3 protein-coding genes are annotated in these 4582 nt (G+C 65.1%); 2 read left to right on the forward strand and 1 reads right to left on the reverse strand.

The genetic code is table 11. The annotated features are described in order from the left end of the window. On the forward strand, positions 1–2972 hold a 2972-nt coding region (locus JHC36_RS02410), incomplete at its 5' end, for a hybrid sensor histidine kinase/response regulator (protein ID WP_287915394.1). On the opposite strand, the gene JHC36_RS02415 is transcribed toward JHC36_RS02410, so the two are convergent. Then, positions 2951–4444, reverse strand: a complete 1494-nt coding sequence (locus tag JHC36_RS02415; protein WP_287915397.1) for a cryptochrome/photolyase family protein — start codon at positions 4442–4444, stop codon at positions 2951–2953. The genes JHC36_RS02410 and JHC36_RS02415 overlap by 22 nt on opposite strands. Before the next feature lie 15 nt (positions 4445–4459). Between JHC36_RS02415 and JHC36_RS02420 the strand changes: the two genes are divergently transcribed. Then, positions 4460–4582 (forward strand): YqgE/AlgH family protein (locus JHC36_RS02420; RefSeq protein ID WP_287915400.1); only part of this gene is annotated, 123 nt, incomplete at its 3' end.

Raw genomic sequence — 4582 nt, forward strand, 5'->3', positions numbered from 1 at the left:
AGGCAGCAGAAGCAGCAGAAGCAGCAGAAGCAGCAGAAGCAGCAGAAGCAGCAGAAGCAGCAGAAGCAGCAGAAGCAGAGGCCCTTGAGCCGGAAGAAGAAACCGATGCGTATCGACTCGTCGGTCCTTTGCGCATCAGTATCCCGCTCTACAACGTCTACCTCAACGAGGCCGACGAGTGGTCGCGCAAACTCCAACAGCAGTTGGGGGAGTGGGCCCTCGAATGCGAGCATCGGGCCGTACCGGCGGACGCCGCGGCGCTGGCCCACGCACTCGCGGGAAGCTCAGCGACCGTCGGCTTCCAATCGCTCTCGGCCCTGGCGCGGCAGCTCGAGCACAGCCTCGACCATGTGCAGGCGCAGCCCGGTGTAGCGCCTCGAGTGGCGGGTCTGCTGTGCGAAGTGGCCGACGAGATCCGGCGTCTGCTGCATCAGTTCGCGGCCGGTTTCCTCAAGGAGCCCAGTCCGCATTTGATCGAGGGCTTGGAGCGGCTGGAGCTTGAAGAGCCCGTGACTGGCCTCGACCAACCCGCCGAAGCCGCCGACGAGGGCGATGAGCGCCCCTCCGCTGCGGCGCCGGCTTCGGCTGAGGCGAATCGTGTAGCCACCGGCGTCGCTGGTGCGCCGCCGGAAGAGGGCGATTTCGACGTCCTCGATCAGGTCGACGCGGATCTGTTTCCGATCTTCGAAGAAGAGGCGCTTGAACTCTTGCCCCGCTTGGGCAGCGCGCTGCGGCAATGGGCGGCCCGCCCCGACAACACTTCGGCGCGAGGTGAGGTCTTGCGGACGCTGCACACCCTCAAAGGCAGCGCCCGACTCGCAGGTGCCCAGCGTCTGGGTGAGATGGCGCACCGCATGGAGTCGGAGATCGAGGCCATTGCTGCCGAGTCGGCGTTGGGCGAGGACATCGACCCGCTGTTGGCGGCATTTGATGCCCTGGTCGCGCGCTTCGAGCAACTGCGAAACCCACCCGAAGAAGCCACTCGCCCCGAGGCCGCTCCGGCCGAGCCGGCGCCCGCAGCTGCGCCCAGCGCCACGGCCTCCAGGCTAGGGGAAGCGTCCGCACAGCCCGCATCTCCTCCGCAGGCTGGGGCGGTCGCGCAGCCGGCGCCCTTGTTGGCCGCCCCCTTGCGTGCGGCAGCCAACCAGACGGTGCGCGTGCGGGCCCAGCTGCTCGACCGGCTGGTCAATCAAGCCGGCGAAGTGATGATTACCCGTTCGCGGCTGGAGACGCAGATGCGTCAGTTGCGCCAGTCGCTGAACGACCTTACTGGGAACCTCGAGCGCTTGCGCCACCAGTTGCGGGACGTCGAGGTCCAGGCCGAGAGCCAGATGCAATCGCGCCTCGCGCAAGCCAAGGACAGCCAGCAGAATTTCGATCCGCTCGAATTCGACCGTTTCACGCGCGTGCAGGAACTCACGCGGATGATGGCCGAGTCGGTCAACGACGTCGCGACCGTGCAGCGCGCCCTTCAGCGCACGGTCGACGCGACCGAAGACGACTTGCAGGCACAAGCGCGCCAAACCCGAGCGCTGCAAGAAGATTTGCTTCGGGCGCGCATGGTGGAATTCGAATCGATCTCGGAGCGCCTCTACCGGGTCGTACGGCAGGCGGCGAAAGACACCGGCAAGCAAGTCAAGCTCGATCTGATTGGCGGTGGGATTGAGATCGACCGGGGGTTGCTCGACCGTATGACCGGCGCATTCGAACACCTGCTGCGCAATTGCGTCGTCCACGGAATCGAGTCGCCCGAGACACGCACGGCTGCAGGAAAGCCCGCAGCTGGGACGGTTTCCGTCGACGTGCGACAGGTGGGCAACGAAGTGATGCTGACTTTTGCCGATGACGGCGCCGGCCTCGATTACGCGCGCTTGCGGGACAAGGCGACCCGGCTCGGCCTCATCGCGCCAGACCAGGCGCTGACCGAGCAGGAAGCGGCGGAGTTGATTTTCATGCCTGGCCTGTCCACGGCGTCCGAGGTGACCGAATTGGCGGGTCGGGGTGTCGGTATGGATGTGGTCCGCTCCGAGATCCAATCCGTCGGCGGACGGATCGAGGTCGAGTCGCAGCCCGGAGCGGGTACGCGTTTCAAGCTCACCCTGCCTTTGACAACGGCGGTCACGCAAGTCGTGTTGTTGCGCGCTGCAGGTCAGGTTTTCGCGGTGCCTGCCGGGGTGGTCGAGCTCGTGCGCAAGCTCAAGGCCGACGAGGTCGCGGCGGCTTACGCGACGGGTGAATGGCGCTTCGGCGCCGACGCCTTGCCCTTCTACTGGGCGGGTGCCCTGTTCGGCATTGGCAATCAATCGGCTGAATTCCCGGAAAAGACCGCGTCGGTGGTCATTTTCCGCAGCGGCGACCGTCGGATCGCCGTTCACGTCGACGAGGTTTTGGGAAACCAGGAAGCGGTGGTCAAGAACCTTGGGCCCCAGCTTTCGCGTTTGGTGGGGCTTGCGGGGGTTACGGTGCTTCCCTCGGGAGACGTGGTGCTGATCTACAACCCGGTCGTTCTGGCCGCAGCCTACGGCGAGGCTGCGCGTCGGCAGCCCACGCCACGTTCTGCACCGCAGGCTCAGGAGCAGGCGCTCGCGCCCGCAGTTCCGCTGGTTCTGGTCGTGGACGATTCGATCACGGTTCGACGGGTCACGCAGCGCCTGCTGCAAAGAGAAGGCTATCGGGTGGCTTTGGCGGCCGATGGCTTGCAAGCCCTCAAGGTGTTGCAGGAAGAGCGGCCCAGCGTGGTTTTGTCCGATATCGAAATGCCACGCATGGACGGCTTCGATCTGGCACGCAACATTCGCGCGTCCGACGCCCTCAAAGACCTGCCGATCGTGATGATCACGTCACGGATCGCCGAGAAGCACCGGGAGCATGCGAAGGCCTTAGGGGTCAACCACTATCTCGGCAAGCCCTACTCGGAAGAAGAACTTCTGGCGCTCGTTCGCCGCTATGCCTATGGGACGGTCGAGGCCTGACGGCCGCGGACGGCGGCATAGCGCGCGAGCGTGCGCTCGCGCGCAGCCTCGTGCGCGACGATGGGTGCGGGGTAATCGATGCCGAGCCGAACATCGGCAGCGGCAAGGTCGACCGGCTTTGCCTTCCAGGGGGCGTGGATGCTGGTGTTGGGCAGTTGGGCGATTTCCGGCACGTAACGGCGGATGAAGCGGCCTTCGGGGTCGAAGCGCTCGCTCTGAGTCACTGGATTGAATATGCGGAACCAGGGCTGCGCATCGCAGCCGGTCGAAGCACACCATTGCCAGCCGCCGTTGTTGGCGGCGAGGTCATAGTCGTTGAGCTGGGCCGCAAAGTAGCGCTCGCCTCGCCGCCAGTCGATGCCCAGATTCTTGACCAGGAAGCTCGCCGTCACCATGCGCAGCCGGTTGTGCAGGTAGCCGGTTTGGTTCAGTTGCCGCATACCGGCATCGACCAACGGATAGCCGGTCTGGCCTTGACACCACGCATCGAACGCGGCGTCGGCCTCGGCTCCGGTTTCCCAAGTGATCCGGTCGTATTCGGGCTTGAAGCTGTGGTCGACCACATGCGGGTACATCCCCAGGATCTGGAAGTAAAACTCACGCCAAACCAGTTCGCTGAGCCAGGTCGTCGCCCCTGTACCGGCCCCTGTGCGTGCGGCCGCCTGCGCGGCGGCGACGAGTTCGCGGATCGAAATCGTGCCAAAGCGTAGGTGGACGCTCAGATAGCTTGGCCCCTTGAGCGCCGGGTAGTCACGCAGCGCATCGTATCGGCCGATGCGCCCGAGGAAATCTCGAAGTCGCTGGGTCGCGCCGTCCGATCCGGGCAAAAGCCGTTGAACCTCGTCGGCTGGAGGCTCAAACCCCATTTCGGCGAGGCTAGGGATCGGGCGTTGCAAGGCTGGCGGAGGGGCCGCGAGGCTCGCGGCATGGTCGGCCGCGGTGCGGGGCTCGAGGTCTTCTTCCGTGAGCCGGGCGAGCCAAGCGTTCTTGAACGGCGTGAAGACGGAATAGGGCTTGCCCTGCTGCGTGCGAATCTCGTTGGGGGCAAAGACGACCTGGTCCTTGTGGAGGTGGAATGCCACGCCCAACGAGGACAGCGCCGAGCGAACCCGTTCATCGCGGGCGCAGGCTTCGGGCTCGTAGTCCTCGTTGGCAAAAACGGCGTCGACGCCGAGCTGGACCGCCAGATCCGCAATCGCGCCCTCGGCATGGGCGTGCCGGACGATCAGGTTCACGCCCGGTGTAGGGCTCAGCGCACGGAGGTCCCGGTCGAGCGCGAGCACGGAGGCATGAATGAAGCCGACGCGGCGGTCCTGGCGGGGCAGGGGGTCGAGAATGGCGCGGTCGAAAACGAAGGCGACATAGACGCGCTCGCACTGGCGCAAGGCCTGGTGCAAAGCGGTGTTGTCGTTGCAACGGAGGTCTCGGCGGAACCACATCAGGCCGCTTCGATAGGGTTTGTTCGTCGACATCGGTAAAATTCTGGCATGCCTCGCGACTCCACCGGCACCGACCTCGCAGATCATTTCCTCATTGCCATGCCGGGTTTGGAAGACGGTGCTTTTGCGCGCAGCGTCATCTATCTGTGCGAGCACACCGAGGACGGAGCG

It is taken from the genome of Tibeticola sp. (assembly GCF_022759015.1).
Classification (GTDB): domain Bacteria; phylum Pseudomonadota; class Gammaproteobacteria; order Burkholderiales; family Burkholderiaceae_C; genus Tibeticola; species Tibeticola sediminis.